Origin of the sequence: Roseateles sp. PN1, assembly GCF_038419725.1 — a bacterium.
GTDB lineage: Bacteria > Pseudomonadota > Gammaproteobacteria > Burkholderiales > Burkholderiaceae_C > Paucibacter_A.
This window is the reverse complement of sequence record NZ_JBCARA010000001.1, coordinates 370,261-387,912: the sequence shown is the minus strand read 5'-3', so window position 1 is coordinate 387,912 and position 17,652 is coordinate 370,261. Positions and strand designations below refer to the sequence as shown.

Annotated in this window: 19 protein-coding genes; 12 read left to right on the top strand and 7 right to left on the bottom strand. The window is 64.5% G+C overall.

Features of this window, described 5'->3' with window-relative positions; translation table 11 throughout:
- Positions 1-96: 96 nt before the first annotated feature.
- Genes AABB87_RS01495 through AABB87_RS01485 form a run of 3 tightly spaced genes read right to left on the bottom strand, consistent with a single transcriptional unit; the run spans position 97 to position 2,990 of the window.
- Positions 97-1,524 (bottom strand): NAD(P)(+) transhydrogenase (Re/Si-specific) subunit beta, encoded by a 1,428-nt coding sequence (locus AABB87_RS01495; RefSeq protein ID WP_341969347.1) that lies wholly within the window; start codon positions 1,522-1,524, stop codon positions 97-99.
- Positions 1,521-1,838 carry an NAD(P) transhydrogenase subunit alpha gene (locus tag AABB87_RS01490; protein WP_058721135.1) on the bottom strand — a complete coding sequence of 106 codons (318 nt, stop codon included), beginning with the start codon at positions 1,836-1,838 and terminating at the stop codon, positions 1,521-1,523. The genes AABB87_RS01495 and AABB87_RS01490 overlap by 4 nt, the downstream gene beginning before the upstream one ends.
- Positions 1,839-1,847: 9 nt before the next feature.
- Positions 1,848-2,990, bottom strand: coding sequence for a Re/Si-specific NAD(P)(+) transhydrogenase subunit alpha (locus tag AABB87_RS01485; RefSeq protein ID WP_341969346.1), 1,143 nt, complete (start codon positions 2,988-2,990; stop codon positions 1,848-1,850).
- A gap of 150 nt (positions 2,991-3,140) precedes the next feature.
- Between AABB87_RS01485 and AABB87_RS01480 the strand changes: the two genes are divergently transcribed.
- The 4 genes from AABB87_RS01480 to AABB87_RS01465 all read left to right on the top strand — a co-directional run bounded on the left by AABB87_RS01480 (position 3,141) and on the right by AABB87_RS01465 (position 6,841).
- Positions 3,141-3,641, top strand: coding sequence for an NUDIX hydrolase (locus tag AABB87_RS01480; protein WP_341969345.1), 501 nt, complete (start codon positions 3,141-3,143; stop codon positions 3,639-3,641).
- A gap of 76 nt (positions 3,642-3,717) precedes the next feature.
- Positions 3,718-4,854 carry a tRNA 2-thiouridine(34) synthase MnmA gene (gene mnmA / locus AABB87_RS01475; RefSeq protein WP_341969343.1) on the top strand — a complete coding sequence of 379 codons (1,137 nt, stop codon included), beginning with the start codon at positions 3,718-3,720 and terminating at the stop codon, positions 4,852-4,854.
- An 11-nt stretch (positions 4,855-4,865) separates the two neighbouring features.
- Positions 4,866-6,146: a sensor histidine kinase gene (locus tag AABB87_RS01470; protein ID WP_341969342.1), complete on the top strand. Its 1,281-nt coding sequence runs from the start codon at positions 4,866-4,868 to the stop codon at positions 6,144-6,146.
- On the top strand, positions 6,143-6,841 hold the full coding sequence (locus AABB87_RS01465) for a response regulator transcription factor (protein WP_341969341.1): 699 nt from the start codon (positions 6,143-6,145) through the stop codon (positions 6,839-6,841). Before AABB87_RS01470 ends, AABB87_RS01465 begins: the two co-directional genes overlap by 4 nt.
- Before the next feature lie 50 nt (positions 6,842-6,891).
- Here the strand turns inward: AABB87_RS01465 and AABB87_RS01460 are convergent, their stop codons facing one another.
- Positions 6,892-7,419, bottom strand: a complete 528-nt coding sequence (locus AABB87_RS01460; RefSeq protein ID WP_341969340.1) for a CAP domain-containing protein — start codon at positions 7,417-7,419, stop codon at positions 6,892-6,894.
- A gap of 202 nt (positions 7,420-7,621) precedes the next feature.
- Here AABB87_RS01460 and AABB87_RS01455 point away from each other — a divergent pair, with 202 nt between their 5' ends.
- From AABB87_RS01455 to AABB87_RS01420, 8 genes are all read left to right on the top strand, one after another.
- A complete protein-coding gene (locus tag AABB87_RS01455; protein ID WP_341969339.1) occupies positions 7,622-8,938 on the top strand; it encodes an efflux RND transporter periplasmic adaptor subunit in 1,317 nt (438 codons plus the stop codon).
- A gap of 15 nt (positions 8,939-8,953) precedes the next feature.
- Positions 8,954-9,664 (top strand): ABC transporter ATP-binding protein, encoded by a 711-nt coding sequence (locus AABB87_RS01450; RefSeq protein ID WP_341969338.1) that lies wholly within the window; start codon positions 8,954-8,956, stop codon positions 9,662-9,664.
- Between the two features lie 44 nt (positions 9,665-9,708).
- On the top strand, positions 9,709-10,866 hold the full coding sequence (locus AABB87_RS01445; RefSeq protein ID WP_341969337.1) for an ABC transporter permease: 1,158 nt from the start codon (positions 9,709-9,711) through the stop codon (positions 10,864-10,866).
- Positions 10,867-11,026: 160 nt separating this feature from the next.
- Positions 11,027-12,196, top strand: a complete 1,170-nt coding sequence (locus tag AABB87_RS01440; protein WP_341969336.1) for an ABC transporter permease — start codon at positions 11,027-11,029, stop codon at positions 12,194-12,196.
- 91 nt (positions 12,197-12,287) lie between these two features.
- Positions 12,288-12,764 carry a hypothetical protein gene (locus tag AABB87_RS01435; RefSeq protein WP_341969335.1) on the top strand — a complete coding sequence of 159 codons (477 nt, stop codon included), beginning with the start codon at positions 12,288-12,290 and terminating at the stop codon, positions 12,762-12,764.
- Positions 12,765-13,349: 585 nt separating this feature from the next.
- Entirely contained in the window at positions 13,350-13,991 is a 642-nt protein-coding gene (locus AABB87_RS01430) for a choice-of-anchor J family PEP-CTERM protein (protein WP_341969334.1), read from the top strand.
- A 103-nt stretch (positions 13,992-14,094) separates the two neighbouring features.
- Positions 14,095-14,532, top strand: coding sequence for a post-PEP-CTERM-1 domain-containing protein (locus AABB87_RS01425; RefSeq protein WP_341969333.1), 438 nt, complete (start codon positions 14,095-14,097; stop codon positions 14,530-14,532).
- Between the two features lie 8 nt (positions 14,533-14,540).
- Entirely contained in the window at positions 14,541-16,031 is a 1,491-nt protein-coding gene (locus tag AABB87_RS01420; protein ID WP_341969332.1) for a PA domain-containing protein, read from the top strand.
- Between the two features lie 102 nt (positions 16,032-16,133).
- Here the strand turns inward: AABB87_RS01420 and AABB87_RS01415 are convergent, their stop codons facing one another.
- Genes AABB87_RS01415 through AABB87_RS01405 form a run of 3 tightly spaced genes read right to left on the bottom strand, consistent with a single transcriptional unit; the run spans position 16,134 to position 17,631 of the window.
- Positions 16,134-16,760 (bottom strand): hypothetical protein, encoded by a 627-nt coding sequence (locus tag AABB87_RS01415; protein ID WP_341969331.1) that lies wholly within the window; start codon positions 16,758-16,760, stop codon positions 16,134-16,136.
- A gap of 2 nt (positions 16,761-16,762) precedes the next feature.
- Positions 16,763-17,152 carry a type II secretion system protein gene (locus tag AABB87_RS01410; protein ID WP_341969330.1) on the bottom strand — a complete coding sequence of 130 codons (390 nt, stop codon included), beginning with the start codon at positions 17,150-17,152 and terminating at the stop codon, positions 16,763-16,765.
- 5 nt (positions 17,153-17,157) lie between these two features.
- Positions 17,158-17,631 (bottom strand): type II secretion system protein, encoded by a 474-nt coding sequence (locus AABB87_RS01405; protein ID WP_156422077.1) that lies wholly within the window; start codon positions 17,629-17,631, stop codon positions 17,158-17,160.
- Positions 17,632-17,652: the final 21 nt, after the last annotated feature.

Here is a 17,652-nt window from a genome sequence, read left to right as displayed (position 1 = left end):
ATAGACGCACCTAATGCGAACAAAGATTGCGCATTACGCATGAAAAACGGGCCCGAAGGCCCGTTGATGGTGCGCATTAGCGCGGCCGCTGCGGCCTCACTCCACAGCCTTGACCATGTCTTCCACCACCTTCTTGGCGTCGCCGAACACCATCATGGTCTTGTCCATATAGAACAACTCGTTGTCCAGGCCGGCATAGCCCGCAGCCATGGAGCGCTTGTTGACGATGATGGTCTTGGCCTTGTAGGCCTCCAGAATGGGCATGCCGTAGATGGGGCTGCCCTTGGTGTGCGCGGCGGGGTTCACCACGTCGTTGGCGCCCAGAATGATGGCGACATCGGCCTGGCCGAATTCGGCGTTGATGTCTTCCATCTCGAAGACCTGGTCGTAAGGCACTTCGGCCTCGGCCAGCAGCACATTCATATGGCCAGGCATGCGGCCCGCCACCGGGTGGATGGCGTACTTCACGGTGATGCCCTTGTCGGTGAGCTTTTGCGCCAGCTCCTTCACCGCATGCTGGGCACGCGCCACCGCCAGGCCGTAGCCGGGGACGATGATCACGGTCTCGGCATTGCCCAGCACAAAGGCGGCGTCATCGGCGCTGCCCGTCTTGACCGGCCGCTGCACCGCGCTGCCTGCGGCGGCCGCCGTGGCATCACCGCCAAAGCCGCCGCCGATCACATTGAAGAAGGAGCGGTTCATGGCCTTGCACATGATGTAGCTCAGGATGGCACCCGAGGAGCCCACCAGCGAACCGGCAATGATCAGCATCGAGTTATTCAGCGAGAAGCCAATGCCCGCCGCCGCCCAGCCCGAGTAGCTGTTCAGCATGGATACCACCACCGGCATATCGGCGCCGCCAATCGGAATGATCAGCAGCACGCCCAGCGCAAAGCCCAGCGCCAGAATCAGGCAAAAGTCCATCCAGCTCTGCGAGGCAAAAAAGCCATAGCAGAAGAACACCGCCGCCAGGCCCAGGGCCAGATTGAGCTTGTGTTGACCAGCAAAAGACACCGGCGCACCCTGGAACAAGCGGAACTTGTACTTGCCCGAGAGCTTGCCGAAGGCGATCACCGAGCCCGAGAAGGTCACCGCGCCGATGAAGGCGCCCAGCGCCAGCTCGATGCGGTTGCCGCCAGGGATCAGCGTGCTGCCCTTGTCGGCAATGCCGAAGGCGGCCGGCTCCAACACGGCGGTGGCGGCAATAAACACCGCCGCCAAGCCGATCATGCTGTGCATGAAGGCGACCAGCTCGGGCATCTTGGTCATCTCGACCTTTTGCGCCATATAGGCGCCGATGCCGCCGCCGACCACCAGACCAGCCAGCACATAGGCCAGGCCAATCGAATGGCCATCAGCCAGCTTGAGAATCAGCGCCGCCGTGGTCACGGTGGCAATGCCCATGCCCACCATGCCGAACAAATTGCCGCGGATGGAGGTGGTGGGATGCGACAAGCCCTTGAGCGCCTGGATGAAGCAGACGCTGGCGAGCAGATACAGAAGGGTGACGAGATTCAAACTCATGGCTTGGCTCCCTCCGCCTTCTTATCCTTCTTCTTGAACATCTCCAGCATGCGCCGCGTGACGAGGAAGCCGCCGAACACATTCACGGCGGCCAGCGCCACGGCCAGCGTGCCCATAAATTTGCCCAGATCGGTTTCGGTCAGCGCCGCGGCCAGCATGGCGCCGACGATGACGATGGCCGAGATCGCGTTGGTGACGGCCATCAGCGGTGTGTGCAGGGCCGGCGTCACGGTCCAGACCACGTGGTAGCCCACATAGATGGCCAGCACAAAGATGATCAGATTGGTGACGGTGGGATTGACGATATGTTCCATGGCTAACTCTTACTTTCGTTTGACTTCACCGGCCTGCGTCATCAGGCAGGCCGCCACGATGTCGTCGTCCATGGGCACGTGCAACGCACCCTCTTTGCTGACGATCAGCTTCATGAAGTCGAGCAGATTGCGGGCATACAAGGCCGAGGCATCGGCCGCCACCAGGGCCGGCAGATTGGTCCAACCGATCAGGGTCACGCCATGCTTGAGCACCTCTTTGTCCGCCTCGGTCAGCGGGCAATTGCCGCCCACGGAGCCGTCAGCTGCCGTTTGACCCTTGCCGGCGGCCAGGTCCACGATCACCGAGCCGGGCTTCATGCTGCGCACCATTTCTTCGGTGACCAGCACCGGCGCGGCGCGGCCAGGAATCAAGGCGGTGGTGATGACGACATCGGCCTGCGCCACGCGCTTGGCCACTTCCACCTTTTGGCGCTCCAGCCAGCTGGCCGGCATGGGCTTGGCATAACCGCCCACGCCCACGGCAGCTTCTTGCTCCTCCGGCGTGTCGTAGCTGACGTCGATGAACTTGGCGCCCAGCGACTCCACTTGTTCCTTGACGGCCGGGCGCACGTCAGACGCCTCAATCACCGCGCCCAGGCGCTTGGCCGTGGCGATGGCCTGCAAGCCCGCCACACCCACGCCCAGAATCACCACCCGCGCGGCCTTGACGGTGCCCGCCGCCGTCATCAGCATGGGGAAGAAGCGCTGATAGCGGTCGGCCGCCATCATCACGGCCTTGTAGCCGGCGATATTGGCTTGCGAGCTCAGCACGTCCATGCTTTGGGCCCGGGAGGTACGCGGCGCGGCTTCCAGCGCGAAGCTGGTCAGCTGCGCGGCGGCCAGGGCCTGCAAGCCGTCTTTGTCGAAAGGATTGAGCATGCCGACCAAGGTGGCACCCGGCTTCACCAGGGCCAGCTCCTCAGCATTGGGGCTGCGCACCTTGAGCAGCAAGTCGGCGCCAAACGCAGCGGCGCGATCGACGATTTCCGCCCCCGCCGCAGCGTAGGCTTCATCGGTGACGCTGGCCTTCAAGCCCGCGCCCTGCTCGATGCGCAAGACATGACCCTGAGCCTTGAGCTTCTTGACCGTTTCCGGTGTGGCGGCCACACGCGTTTCCCCGGCCGCACTCTCGCGCGGAACACCTATCAGCATGAATCATCCCTCCAGGGCCATTGCCGCTTCAGCGACTTGGCCAAAAGAACTTATGACTTGACTTGCACAGCCTGGCAGACAGGCTCTGTCTCAATTCAGCTTACACAATAGAGCCCTTCTATGTCACCCCTACATGCCCAGGGATTGCAGATGTCCAACAACACAGAACGCTGGAAACCGTCCGTCACCGTGGCCGCCATCATCGAAAAAGACGGCCGCTTTTTGATGGTTGAAGAAGAAACGCCGGAGGGCTTGCAGCTCAACAATCCGGCCGGCCACCTCGATCCTGCCGAGTCTCCGGAGCAAGGCGTGGTGCGCGAAGCGCTGGAAGAAACCGGCCGCCACTTCAAGCCCGAAGCCCTGCTGGGCATTTATATGGCGCGCTTTGTGCGGCCCAAAACATTAGAGGATGTCACCTATCTTCGGCTGGCATTTACTGGCTCGGTGAGTGAGCCTGTGCCGGGCTGGGTGCTAGACAAAGGCATTGTGCGCACGCTGTGGATGAGCATGGATGAGTTGCGCGCCAGCGCCGAGCGCCACCGCAGCCCCCTGGTGCTGCAATGTGTGGAAGACCACCTGGCTGGCAAACGCCTGCCGCTGAGCGCCTTCCATATCGACCCCAGCTTGCTCACGCCGCAGCGCAAAGCCTGAACCAGCGCTTGATCAAGCAGCCCAGCCAAAACCCGGGCAAACGCGGAGCCAGGGCACATGCGGGACAATTGCGAGCATGAGTTCGAGTAGCAAGAAACAACGCATCGTCGTCGGCCTGTCCGGCGGTGTGGATTCGGCCGTCACGGCCCATCTTTTGAAGCAGCAAGGCCACGAGGTGGTCGGCATCTTCATGAAGAACTGGGAAGATGACGACGACAGCGAATACTGTTCGTCCAATATCGACTTCGTCGACGCCGCCGCGGTGGCCGATGTGATCGGCATCGAGATCGAACACGTTAACTTCGCCGCCGATTACAAAGACCGCGTCTTCGCCGCCTTTTTGCGCGAGTACCAGGCTGGCCGCACGCCCAACCCCGATGTGCTGTGCAATGCCGAGATCAAGTTCAAGGCTTTCCTCGACCATGCCATGCGCCTGGGCGCCGAGAAGATCGCCACCGGTCACTACGCCCGCGTGCGAGAGCATGAAGGCCAGACCCAGTTGCTCAAAGGCATCGACAACAGCAAGGACCAAAGCTACTTCTTGCACCGCCTCAACCAGGCGCAGCTGGCCAAGACCTTGTTCCCGGTGGGCGAGTTGCACAAGACCGAGGTGCGCCGCATCGCCGAAGAGATCGGCCTGCCCAATGCCAAGAAGAAGGACTCGACCGGCATCTGCTTCATCGGCGAGCGCCCCTTCCGCGAATTCCTCAACCGCTATCTGGCCCACAAGCCCGGCCCCATCAAGGATGCACGCGGCCGCAAGCTCGGCGAGCATCTGGGCCTGTCCTTTTACACCCTGGGTCAGCGCCAGGGCCTAGGGATTGGCGGCGTGAAGGAAAAGGGCGCGCCGCGCGGCGGTGGTGAGCACGAGCCTTGGTTCGTGGCCCGCAAAGACATGCAGACCAATACGCTGTACGTGGTGCAGGGTCACAACCACCCCTGGCTGCTCAGCAGCAGCCTGGTGGCCGATGACCTGAGCTGGACCGGCGACGCGCCCAAGTTCGGCGGCTATGGCGCCAAGACCCGCTACCGCCAGGCCGACGCGGCCTGCGCCCTGCATCCCGACACCCCGGCCGCCGGCCAATGCCGGGTGGATTTCGCCCAAGCCCAATGGGCGGTCACGCCAGGCCAAAGCCTGGTGCTGTACGACGGCGAAGTCTGCCTGGGCGGGGGGGTGATCGCTTCCGCCACTGCTGCCACTGACCAATCCTGAAGGGTCAGGTCTTGCCGCGCGCCGCATTGAACGAGAGGGGCCACAGCAGCCCCTCGCCCCTGCCCAAGCTGGATCGCTGGCTGGCCCGCTTCGCCCAACCTGGCGTGGTGCTGCAGGTGGCCGCGCTGACCATGTGCGTGCTGGAGTTGGCCGCCGCCGTGGCCGGCCTGGCCGGCTACCGTACCGAGCCTTACGACGGCGCCCTGGCCGCGCTCTATCTGCGCCTGGGCGGCAATAGCAATGACCCGCTGCTGCTTCTGGCCTGCTTCAGCTTGGTGTTGGTATTCGCCTATCAATACTGGCGCCTGGCGCAAGACGCGCGCGCCGACCAAGCCCTGCCCCATCTGCTGCGGCGCATTGTGCTGGTGGACTTATTGGCCGTGGCGGTGACGCCGGGTCTGCCCTTTTTGGTGACGGCGCTAGCGGCCGTTTTGCTGCGGGCGCGGCCGGCCTTTTTGTTCGCCCTGGGCCAGGTGGTGCTCAATCTGATGCTGTACTGGCTCTTGCCTTTGGCCGAGCTGCAGCAAGCCCGCTCTGAGGTGCCGGCCTGGCTGGACAGCGTGGGCCTGCTGCTGGCCATGGTGGCACTGCACGGCATGGCCCTGGGGCTGGGCCGCATGGCCGCGGTGGAAGCCGACAAACGCCGCTGGCTGCAAGTGATGCTGGCCGAACGCATGAGCGCCGAACAGCTGCAAGCCGAGCAAATGCGCTATAGCGAACGCACCCTGATGGCGCGCGAGTTGCACGATGTCGTCGGCCACCACCTCACCGCCCTCAATCTGCAGCTGCAGCTCAGCAGCGCCTTGCTGCAACGTCAAGATGCCAGCGGCGCCGCCGCCGCGGTGGACCGCGCCCAGAGCAGCGCGGCGCAGCTGCTGGCCGATGTGCGCGAAGCCGTGTCGCAGCAGCGCAGCTCACAGCGCATCGACCTGAGCAGCGCCCTGCAAGCCCTGGCCGAAGGCGTAGCCAGCACTCGCATCGAGCTGCGCATCGCCCCCGCCGCACGCGACCTCGGGCCGCGCCTGGCGCATGCGTTGCTGCGCTGCGTGCAGGAGGCCGTCACCAATAGCGTGCGCCATGCGCGGGCGCGCAGCATTCAGATCGAGCTGTGGGTGGACGGCCCGCTGGTTCATGTCAAGATCGCCGATGATGGCCTGGGCGCACCCGCACTGCGGCCCGGCAATGGCCTGCAAGGTATGCAAGAACGCGTCAGCGAACTGGGCGGCACAATGCAGATCGACGCCAAGAGCCCGGGTTTCCGAATTGAACTGCAAGTGCCAAGGTCCGCATGACGATGACGACAGATAAAGACAATCACACGCCCGCAGGCAGCCCCCTCAAACTGATGCTGGTGGAAGACCAGCAATTGGTGCGCGAAGGGCTCAAGGGCTTGCTGGCCTTGTATGAGGATGTGGACATCATTGCCGAGGCCAGCGACGGCGCCGAGGCACTGACCCTGCTCGAAGCGCCCAGCGGCCCGGGCATGCCCGACCTCATCTTGTCCGATATGCGCATGCCGCGCCTGGACGGCCTGGGCCTGATCCGCGCCCTGGCCGCCCGCGCGCTGACCATTCCCGTGGTGCTGCTGACCACCTTTGACGACGCCTCCGCTTTTGACGAAGCGGTGCGCGCCGGCGCACGCGGCTTTTTGCTCAAGGCCATCAGCCCCGACACGCTGATTCAAGCTCTGCGCGATGTGCAAGCCGGCGGCACCGCGCTGCGCCCCTCGCTGACCACCCGCATGGCGCAAACCGGCGGCCGGGGCGAGCGCGCGTTTCAAGCCACCGAGCAGCCCGACCCGCTTTCACCCAAGGAGTTGCAAGTGCTGCGCCTGGTGGCCAGCGGCCGCAGCAATACAGAAATCGCCGCCCTGCTGGGCAATAGCGAAGGCGTGATCAAAAACCACTGCTCGGCCATCTTCTCCAAGATGGGTGTGCGCGACCGCACGCAAGCCGTGTTGCGGGCCATCGATCTGGGTTGGATCTAGGCGCTGTCGCGGCAGCGCAGCCTCATCGGGCTGGCTGGGCTGAGGGCGGGCTACTTGGCCTTGCGCCCCAGGTGCATCACCCAGTAGCGCTCCAGCTCACCGGGCCCGGCCACGCAGGCCATGCCAATGTCCTGAAAACGCGGCTCCATCAGGTTCTCGCAATGGCCCTCGCTACCCAGCCAGCCGGCCATCACCTCGTCCAGGTATTGCGGCCCGCCGGCCAGGTTCTCGGCCACTTGGCGGAACACATAGCCGCGCTCTAAGACACGCTCACGCAAGCCCTGACCCCGCTGATCAATGTGGGTGAGCTTGTCCAGCAGCGACAACTCATCGGCATAGGCTTGGGCGGAGGCCTGCAAGCGCGCATCCCAGCTCAGCGGCGCAACGGCCGCAAAAGGCTTGGGGCCGCAGTACTGACGCTGCGCCCGCATTGCATTGACGCGCGCCAGCACCTGCTCCGCCGACACGCCCTTGGCGCAGTCATCCACCTGCGGCAGCGGCTGGGCCTGGGGCCGCGCTTGGCTATGCGCCGGGGCCGCGCCAGCGCCCGCCCGGCTAGGGCCGGCAAGCGAGAGCAAAACAGCGAACGAAAGTGGGAAAAAGAAGATGCCGCGCATGCGCACCCAAACCTGAGGAAGCGGCGCATTCTAATGGGCCGGCCAGCCCCGCAGCTTGTGTCACAGCAAACCCAAGCAAGAGGAGATATCACTCTGCCATCAAGGCCTCACAGTGAACGTGCACAATCGCGCCATCGCATTCACGCTGAGACGTTTTCCGACCATGGCTGAGACGACAAGCACCCCCTCCAGCGCAGCCTCCAACGCCAAGCCGCTGGGGCAGTTGAAGATCGATCGCCAGGCCGCTGGCGGCGCCAAGCAACAGCCGCGCCGGCGCAAGCGCTGGCCCTTGATCGCTGGGGGCGTGCTGGCTTTGGCCGTGGTCGCCATGCTGGCCATGCCGTCTAAACCTGAGGTGCAAACCAGCTCGGTGCTGCAAAGCACGCCGTCCCAGCAGTATCTGCAGCTCACCGCATCTGGCTATGTGGTGGCGCAGCGCCGCGCGGCGGTGGCCTCCAAAGCGACAGGCCGCTTGCTGGAGCTCAATGTGCGCGAAGGCACGGTGCTCAAAAAGGGCGACTTGATTGCCAAGCTGGACGCCAGCGATGTGCAGGCGGCAATAGCCACCGCCCAGGCCGGCGTGCGCCAGGGCGAGGCCGGGGTGCGCCAGGCGCAAGCCCAGCAACGCCAAGCCGAGGTGGAACTGGCCAATGCCGAGGCCGAGCTGCGCCGCAACCGCAGCCTGCAAACCCAGGGCTTTTTGTCCGAGCAAGCGCTCGACGCCGCCCAGCGCCGCTTCGACGCCGCCCGCGCCGGCCAAGCCGCCGCGCTGGCCAGCGTGGGCCAAGCCCAGGCCAGCGTGGCGCAAGCTCAGGCGCAGGTGAATGCCCAGTTGGTGAACCGCGATTACACCGAGATCCGCGCCCCGTTTGACGGCGTGGTGCTGAACAAAAACGCCAATGTGGGCGACATCATCACGCCCTTCTCCAACGCCGCCGGCTCGCAGGGCGCGGTGGTCACCATGGCCGATATGTCCACGCTGGAAGTGGAGGCTGATGTCTCGGAAAGCAGCCTGGCCAAGGCGAAGAAGGGCCAGCCTGTCGAGATCACCCTCGATGCCTTGCCCGAGATGCGCTTCAGCGGCCATGTGGTGGGCTTGGTGCCCACCGTTGACCGCGCCAAGGCCACGGTGATCAGCAAGATCCAGTTCGACAAGCTGGACCCGCGCATCCTGCCCGAGATGAGCGCCAAGGTCAGCTTCTTGTCGCAAGCGCCAACGACTGCCGAGCAGCAGCCCGTGCTGGCCGTCAACCCCAAAACCCTGCTGGAGCGCGACGGCCAAACCTGGCTGATGCGCATCAAGCGTGAGGGCGACAAAGAGCTGCTGCAGGCTGTGCAGGTCAAGCCCGGCCGCAAGCTCGGCGATGTGGTGGAGGTGACGGCGCTGGGCGGCGGCACACTCAAATCGGGCGAGCGCCTGGTGCTCTCACCCACGGCCCAGCTCAAGGACGGCGGCCAGGTCAAGCTCGCTACGAAGTAAGTGCCAAAGCAGACCATGAGCAGCCCGAACGACGCCCTGATCCGCATCCGCGACCTCAGCAAGTCCTACCAGCGCGGTGGGCAAGATATTCCCGTGCTGCTGGACATTCAGCTCGATGTGATGCCCGGCGATTTCGTTGCCCTGATGGGCCCCAGCGGCTCGGGCAAAAGCACCTTGCTGAACCTGATTGCCGGCATCGACCAGCCCAGCAGCGGCCGCATCGAAATTGGCGGCGTTGACATCGCCACCCTCAGCGAAGGCCAGCTGGCCGATTGGCGCGCCCGCAATGTCGGCTTCATTTTCCAGTTCTATAACTTATTACCTGTGCTGACCGCGTTTGAGAACGTGGAGCTGCCCCTGCTGCTGACCGACTTGTCGGCCAAGCAGCGGCGCGAGCACACCTTGGCGGCACTGGCCATGGTCAAGCTGGATGACCGCATGGACCACTACCCCAATGAACTCTCTGGCGGCCAGCAGCAGCGCGTGGCGATTGCGCGCGCCCTGGTCAGCGACCCCACCCTGATCGTGGCCGACGAGCCCACCGGCGACCTGGATCGCCACACCGGCGAAGAGGTGTTGGGCCTGCTGGACGAGCTCAACCGCGAACTCGGCAAGACCATTGTGATGGTCACCCACGACCCCAAGGCCGCGGCCCGGGCGCGGCGCATGGTGCACCTGGAAAAAGGCGTGCTGGTGGATGAAGATCCGCTCGGCCCTGGCCGCTGAATCGCAAGCCCGACAGCCCGCCCGCCAGCCAAACTCGCGCCACCATGTTCATCCTCAAGCTGCTGCTCAAGAACGCCTTCCGCCACAAGCTGCGCACCAGCTTAACCATGGTGGGCTTGGTGGTGGCGATCTGCGCCTTCGGTCTGCTGCGCACCATCATCGATGCCTGGTATGCCGGCGTGGAGGGCTCCAGCAGCACCCGGCTGGTGACGCGCAGCGCCATCTCGCTGACCTTCCCGCTGCCGATGAACTACGCGCAGCGGCTCAAGTCGGTTGAGGGCGTGGCGGGCATTTCCTGGTCCAACTGGTTCGGCGGCATCTACATCAGCGAGCGCAATTTCTTCCCGCAGTTCGCCGTCGAACCGGTCAGTTATCTGGCGCTCTACCCCGAGTACCGGCTCAAGGACGCCGAGCGTATCGCCTGGCTGCGCGACCGCCAGGGCGTGATTGTGGGCCGCAAGCTGGCCGATAAATTCGGCTGGAAGGTGGGCGACCAAATCCCTCTGCGCGGCACCATCTACCCCGGCACCTGGACCTTCAATCTGCGCGGCATCTGGGACGGCGCCGAGGCCAAGACGGACGAGAGCCAGTTGCTGATGCACTGGTCCTATTTGAACGAGTCCATCCGCAAGCTCTACCCCAAGCGAGCCGATGCCGTGGGCGTTTACATCCTGGGCATCAACGAGCCTCAGAACGCCGCGCTGATCTCGCAGCGGGTGGATGAGCAGTTCAAGAACTCCCTGGCCGAAACGCTGACCGAAACCGAGTCCGCCTTCCAGCTCAGCTTTGTGTCCATGAGCGAGGCGATTCTGGTGGCCATCAATGCGGTGAGCCTGATCATCGTGGTCATCATCATGGCCGTGATGGCCAACACCATGACCATGACGGCACGCGAGCGCCTGGCCGAATACGCCACGCTCAAAGCCCTGGGCTTTGCGCCCAGCTTTGTGGTCAAGCTGTTGTTCGGCGAGAGCCTGCTGATCGCCCTGATCGGCGGCCTCGCCGGCCTGGCCCTGACCCTGCCGCTGGCGGCGGGCTTTGCGCAGGCGGCGGGCACCTTGTTCCCGGTGTTTCACGTATCCACCCTGACCATGAGCTTGCAGTTGCTGGCCGCCGTCGTCGTCGGCGCGGTGGCTGCGGCCTGGCCCGCGTGGAAGATGAGTCGGATCGATATCGTGCAGGGGCTGCGGCATGTGGCATAAGCTTTTCGGGCCGAGCGCCGGGCCGCTCCCAAGCCGGCCCGCTAATCCCCTCGGGGGATCGGCGGCCGTACCCGGCAGCCGAGGGGTTAGCGTTCTGCCCGCCTGGAAGATGAGTCGGATCGATATCGTGCAGGGCTTGCGGCATGTGGCCTGAACCAAGATGAAGGCAATTCCGATTTCCTACATCGCCCGCAACCTCTGGGTGCGGCGCGTCACTACCTTGCTCACCGCTGGCGGCATGGCCTTGGTGGTGTATGTGTTTGCCACCGTGCTGATGATGAGCGAGGGCATACGCGCCACCCTGGTGGCCACCGGCCAGCCCGATAACGTGATCGCGCTGCGCAAAGGCGCCGGGGCCGAGATCAACAGCGCCGTGGACCGCGGCCAGGCCGCCATTCTGGAAAGCCTGCCCGGCATCGCCACCGATGCCAGCGGCAAACCACTGCTGACCAAGGAACCGGTGGTGCTGAACAATCTGCCCAAGCGCGGCAGCGGCAAGCCCAGCAATGTGACGGTGCGCGGCACCTCGCCGCAAGCCTTGCAGATGCGCCCGCAGGTGCAGCTGGTAGAGGGCCGCATGTTCCGCCCCGGCACTTCGGAGATCGTCACCGGCCGCGCCATTGCCAGCGGCTTTCAGGGCGCGGGCCTGGGTGAGACGCTGCGCTTTGCTGGCCGCGACTGGACCGTGGTGGGCGTGTTCGACGCCCAGCGCAGCGGCTTCGATTCTGAAATCTGGGGCGACGCTGAGCAGATGCTGCAGGCCTTCCGCCGCAATGCTTTTTCCAGCGTGGTGTTCCGCATCGCTGACGCCAGCCAGTTCGAGGCCATCAAGGCGCAGATCGAGGCCGACCCGCGCATGACGGTGGAGCTCAAACCCGAGATGCAGTTCTACGCCGAACAGAGTGAAGCCCTGGCCAAGTTCATCAGCATCCTGGGCACGGCGCTGTCGGTGATCTTCTCCATCGGCGCCATCGTCGGCGCCATGATCACCATGTTCGCGGCGGTGGCCTCGCGCACGGGTGAGATTGGCACCTTGCGCGCCCTGGGCTTCCGCCGTGGCGCGGTGCTGATCGCCTTTCTGGGTGAATCCCTGCTGCTCTCGCTGGTGGGCGGGCTGATCGGTTTGGCGGCGGCCTCGCTGATGCAGACGGTGAACATCTCCACCACCAATTTCCAGACCTTTTCCGAAATCGCTTTTCAGTTCAAGCTGACCTCGGCCATCGTCTGGCAAACCCTGCTGTTCGCGCTCTTCATGGGCTTTGTGGGCGGCTTCATCCCGGCCTGGGGCGCGGCGCGGATGAAGATTGTGGATTGCCTGCGCGCGGCCTGATGTCGCGCTGGGAAGCGCGCAAAGAACCACGCCGAACACCGCGCTGAGCACCGCGCTTGCCAGCCCGGCCCGCAAGCCTCACGATGCAGGCATGAACACCCCTCGCCCGGTCAATCGCCCATCCCCCCTGAGTGCCGCCGTGATCGCCGCGCTGCTGGCCTTAGCCACCAGCGCCTGCGGCAGCGCCCCAGCCGCAGCAGCACCGGAGGCCAAGCCCATGTCCAACAACAGCAGTGGCAAGAACAGCAGCCAAGCGCTTTGGCAGCAAATTCAGGCCGAGATTGGCGACGCCGCCTGCGACGGCCCGCAGCATTGCCACAGCATTGCCGTGGGTGCCAAGGCTTGCGGCGGGCCGGATGCTTATCTGGCCTGGTCCAGCAAGCGCAGCAATGAGGCCAAGTTGCGCGCCCTGGTCGCCGCCCACGCCCAGGCCCGCAAGGACGAGAACGCCAGCAGCGGCATGGTGTCGGATTGCCGCATGGTCACCGACCCCGGCGCCAGCTGCCAGGCCGGGCGCTGCGTGCTGCAGCCGCAGGGTGCTGGCGCGGCGCCGAAATCAGCCGAGTGAATGTGCGGGTAAGTCCTGCGCTGAGCTGAGCCGAACTCGCTCAACTCAAGTTCGAAGTGCCCGATTCAATAGGCCCAGCAGGGTCAGGTCTTGCCGAACCCGTATTTACAGACCAACAGCCTGTCGCTCTGCTGCCGCGCATTGATCTGCATAGCGCACATATATTTCGCCACAGGCATAGCCAACAAGCATCCGCCCGACCCTGATCAGGGCAGCCTGCGGCGTTAGGTAAAAACCTCACAATCCCCTATCCATCGGCCATATGACGGTTTCGCGACAGGCCGAAATAGGGTAGAGCCAGCGCCAACAATGTCACGAATGCACAGGCAAGAAGCGCTGTGAGCAGGGTCTTACCCCTAGGGGAAATGCCCACCCTGCAGCCTAGGGGGCGAAACCGGGTTTCGGCCTAGACAAGACTTTCAGGGCACGCAGAATCAAGTCACCCCAGGCCCCAAAGCGACCCTAGCTCAACAAGACTTTTGTCGCCGCACCAGCCAAGGGAATTCTCCGATCCCGCATTTGAAAACCGGGACCGTGCAGGCCCAGCTTATCGGCAGGGTTTTTTGTCTTTTTGAGGAAGTTCCTATGTTCAAGAAAGCCATGACGGCGTTGGCCCTGAGCGCGGCGATTGCAAGCGCACATTCCGAAGTCCTGATCAACGAGGGCTTTGACAATATCTCCACGCTGGCAAGCGCCGGCTGGATTCTGAACAATGCCAGCAACCCAGTGGGCACCGCCGGCTGGGGCCAAGGCGGCAGCAATGTGTTTGCTGCCCACGCCGGTGATGCCGAGTCCTTTATCTCCGGCAACTTCAACAATGCCGCCGCCGGTGGTCAACTCAGCAATTGGCTGATCACCCCCACCTTCTCCAACGCGACGGCTCTGCAATTGAGCTTCTACGCCCGAGCCGCCGACGAGATCGGCTTCTCGGAATTGATCAGCTTCGGCGCGAGCACCGGTGGCAGCAATATCGCTGATTTCAGCATGGGCTCGGTAGTCACCGTGCCGAGTGGCGACTGGACCAAGTACACCATCACCTTCGCCGCCCATGGCGCCGGCAGCGTGGCACGCTTCGCCATCAACTACACCGGCGCTGCCGACGCATCCAACTTCGTGGGCGTCGACACCTTGTCGGTCAACGCCGTGCCCGAGCCATCGAGCTGGCTGATGCTGGCCGCTGGCCTGGGTGGCCTGGGCCTGCTGCGCAAGCGCAAAGCTGCGCGCTAATTCGCAGCTGAATAGCCGCTGAATAGCCGCACTGTTGAGCTGTCAATGCCCGAGCGGCATCGACAGCGTCACCCTTTTTGATTCACATCAGGAGTCATTCCTCATGAACAAGATTTCCTTTGCCGCCGCCACCGGCCTGGCCTTGGCCGCCCTGGCCCAACCCGCTTTTGCCCACGGCGACCACGCTGCAGCCCCCAGCGCCGCCGCAGCCGGCAGCAGCCTGGTCGTGGTGCGCGACGCCGAAAGCGGCCAACTGCGTGCCGCCACACCCGCAGAGCTGAGCAAGCTGGAACTGCAAGCCAGCCGCAACCAAAGCCTGCGCAGCAGCCTCGGTGCCGTGCAAGCACCGATGCAAAAGAGCCACGCCTCTGGCGCCCGCGGTGCCCGCGTGACCGATGCCTTCATCAGCATGTCGGTTGCCGTGAAGAAGGCCGACGGTAGCGTCGCCCAAGAGTGCTTCGAGTCCCCTGAAGAAGCCCAGGCCGCGCTCAAGTCCGCCGCCGCCCAAGCCAAGATCGCCAACAAGCTGGCCACGGAGTAAGCACCATCATGAGCATCAAGCACAACAAACAGTTCTCCGCCCTGGCCCTGGCTACCGCCCTGCTTTGCCTGAGCAGCGCCACTCAAGCCGCCACCATCAACATCAGCAGCCGCGACAAGCCGGGCGTGGGCTTCAATGACACGACTCCGGTTGCCCCGGTCGGCGGCAACCCCGGCACCACGCTGGGCGAGCAGCGCATGAACGTCTACCGTCATGTTGCCAATATCTGGGAACAAGCCCTGACCAGCAATGTCAACATCAACGTCAGCGCCGCTTGGGAAGCCCTGACCTGCGACGCCGGCTCAGCCGTGCTGGGCAGCGCCGGTGCCTGGAACTTCTGGCGCGACTTCAGCGGTTCCACCCCCGGCACCTGGTATCCGCAAGCCCTGGCCAACAAGATCGCCGGCGTGAACCTGTCGGCCGACACACCAGATGACGGCACGGGCTACGGCAATGTGGACATCAAGACGCAGTTCAACGTCAACCTCGGCAATGAAGGCTGCCTGACTGGCTCGGGCTTCTACCTGGGCCTGGACGGCAATGCCGGCAGCAAGGTCAACTTCGCCACCACCCTGCTGCATGAACTGGGCCATGGCCTGGGCTTTGCCCTGGGTCTGACCAGCACCTCCACCGGCCTGCGCGTTAACGCCGACTTCACCGCCTACGCGGAAAACGGCCTGCCCAGCGTCTGGGAGAGCTTCATGTACGACAACACGGTCGGCAAGACCTGGTTGGCCATGAACAGCGCCGAGCGCAAGGCTTCTGCCATCAACCCGCTGAAGCTGGCCTGGACCGGCAATAACGCGGTGGTCGGCGCGGCTCAGACGCTCAAGGCCACCCCGGTGGTGAAGATCAACACGCCGGTGCCTGGCGCTTCCGGCCTGTATGACATCGGCACCGCCAGCTTCGGCCCGGCCATTCCGGTTGCTGCCACCCTGGGCACCTTGGCTACCCTGCCTGCTGGCACCAGCAACAATCCGCTGGCTTGCAATGCACTGGACGCCGCCCAAACAGCTGCCGTCGCAGGCAAGGTCGCCATCATCGACCGTGGCGTCTGCAGCTTCACCATCAAGGTGAAGAACGCGCAAATCGCCGGCGCCGTGGGCGTGCTGATTGCTGACAACGCTGACGCCGCGATTTCCGGCCTGGGCGGCAGCGACGGCACCATCACCATCCCCGCTGTTCGCATCACCAAGGCCGCAGGCACCAAGCTGAAGGACGCCGTGGCGCGCGCACCGGCCTATGGCTCGCGCGGCAAGCCCGGTACGGTGCTGGGCGCTTGGTCGACCGACGCCAGCCGTGTTGCCGGTGCTGACGCCCTGGGCCGCCCGCTGCTGTACACACCCGCTGTGCTGGCCGGTGGCTCCTCGGTCTCGCATTGGGATGTGTCTGCCTCGCCGAATCTGCTGATGGAACCCTTCATCAACTCCGACCTGACCAACATCATGGTGGCGCCTAAGGACCTGACCGTGCCCCTGCTGAAGGATCTGGGCTGGTAATCGGCTGCGGTGAAACAAAACAGGCGTCCACCGACGCCTGCTGATTGAAGCAAAGGCGCGCTGCAAGCAAAGGCAGCGCGCCTTTTTTTATGACTGCAAAGCTCAGGGCCGGCCGGTGCCGGGCTCGATGGGCAGGGGGAGCGGAGGAGGCGCAGGCGTCGGGGTCTGCTGCTGTTGCTGTTCTTCAAACTGGCGCGCGCTGAACAGCCAATCACTGGCGCGGCGCAGTGGCTCACCATTGGCTTGTGAATGCCGCTGCATGGTCTGGTCAGAGCGGCTGCGCACGGCACTGAAGGTGGCCGCCGTCAGCGAGCTGCTGCTGGGCCAGGCCTGGGCACTGGGCGCAGCGGGCATGGCACCAAAAGCAGGCGCCTGGTTGGCGCCGTCTTCCACCAGCACCCAATCGGGTTTGCCGGTGAAGGGATCAAGGTAGAGGCGGCGCAGATGATGGCGCGGCTTAGCGGCGCGGCGGTCCACCAGCAAGTCCTCGAAGCGCTGCGGGTACTGGCCCGGCTGCACCGGGCTGGCCTTCACATAACTGGCAATCGCCTTAGCAATCTCGTTGCCACGGAACTCCAGCTCGCGCTCCCGCTCGCGCTGCGCGGCCATCTGCCAGCTACTGCCCAACGCCGCCAGTCCGGCCGACGACAGGGCAACAAAAAACAGCAGGCCCAGATAGGTGAAGCCCGTTTGGCGGGCCGGCGGGCTGGCCGGGGAGCGGATGGCCATGCTCACCAGTCGGCAAACAAGCGGCCGTCGCTGGCGCGCCCGGCCGCGCCGCTGCGCACATCGTAGAGCTCACCACTGAGCTGCGCCTCGGGCGGCGGGCTGAGCGTGACCCAGGTCTCGCGGCTGCCGGTCAGTGAATCCTCCGGCACTTCGCGGATATAGCGCGCCGTGGCCAGGGTTTCCAGTGAATCGGGGTAATGGCCTTTGTCGGCGGCGTATTGATCGATGGCGTCGCGCATCACGTTCAGCGAAGTGCGCAGCGCCGTCTCGCGCGATTTCTGCAAGCTGTTGAAGTAACGCGGTGCCACGATGGAAGCCAGCAGGGCAACGATGGCCATCACCACGATCAACTCGATCAGGGTAAAGCCGCGTGAAGTGGATTTGCTGCGCATACGGCTCACCAATCCTTGTAGCGCGTGCCGTCCAGCGCGCGGCGCTCGGAGCGCGAGAACACATCGAACACATCGCGGCCGGGCTGCGGGTCATCGGGCGGGCTATCGGCCGCGCGGGTGGCCCAGCTCTCGGCTGCGGGCAAGCTGGTTTCGGCAAAGGGGTCACGCGGCAGGCGGCGCAGGAAGTAAAGCTTGCGGCCTTCGGCGGACTTGATATCGGGCACGCCTTGCACCAGGGCTTGCAGGGTCGGCGGGTAGCCGCTGTCCTCGGGGCTGAGCTTGATCTGGCCGGCCTCGGCCGCCTTTTTGTAGGCATCCAGCGCGCCGCGGATCTGGCGCAGGCCGGCGCGCAGCTCATGCTCTTGGGTGCGCTGCACCGTCAGCTCCAGCAAGGGGCGCGCTGCACCGGCGAGCATGGCCATGATGGCCAAGACCACCAGCATCTCGATCAGCGTGAAGCCCAGGCCCTTCTTACTCATGCCCTTGCTCATACCTAGCTT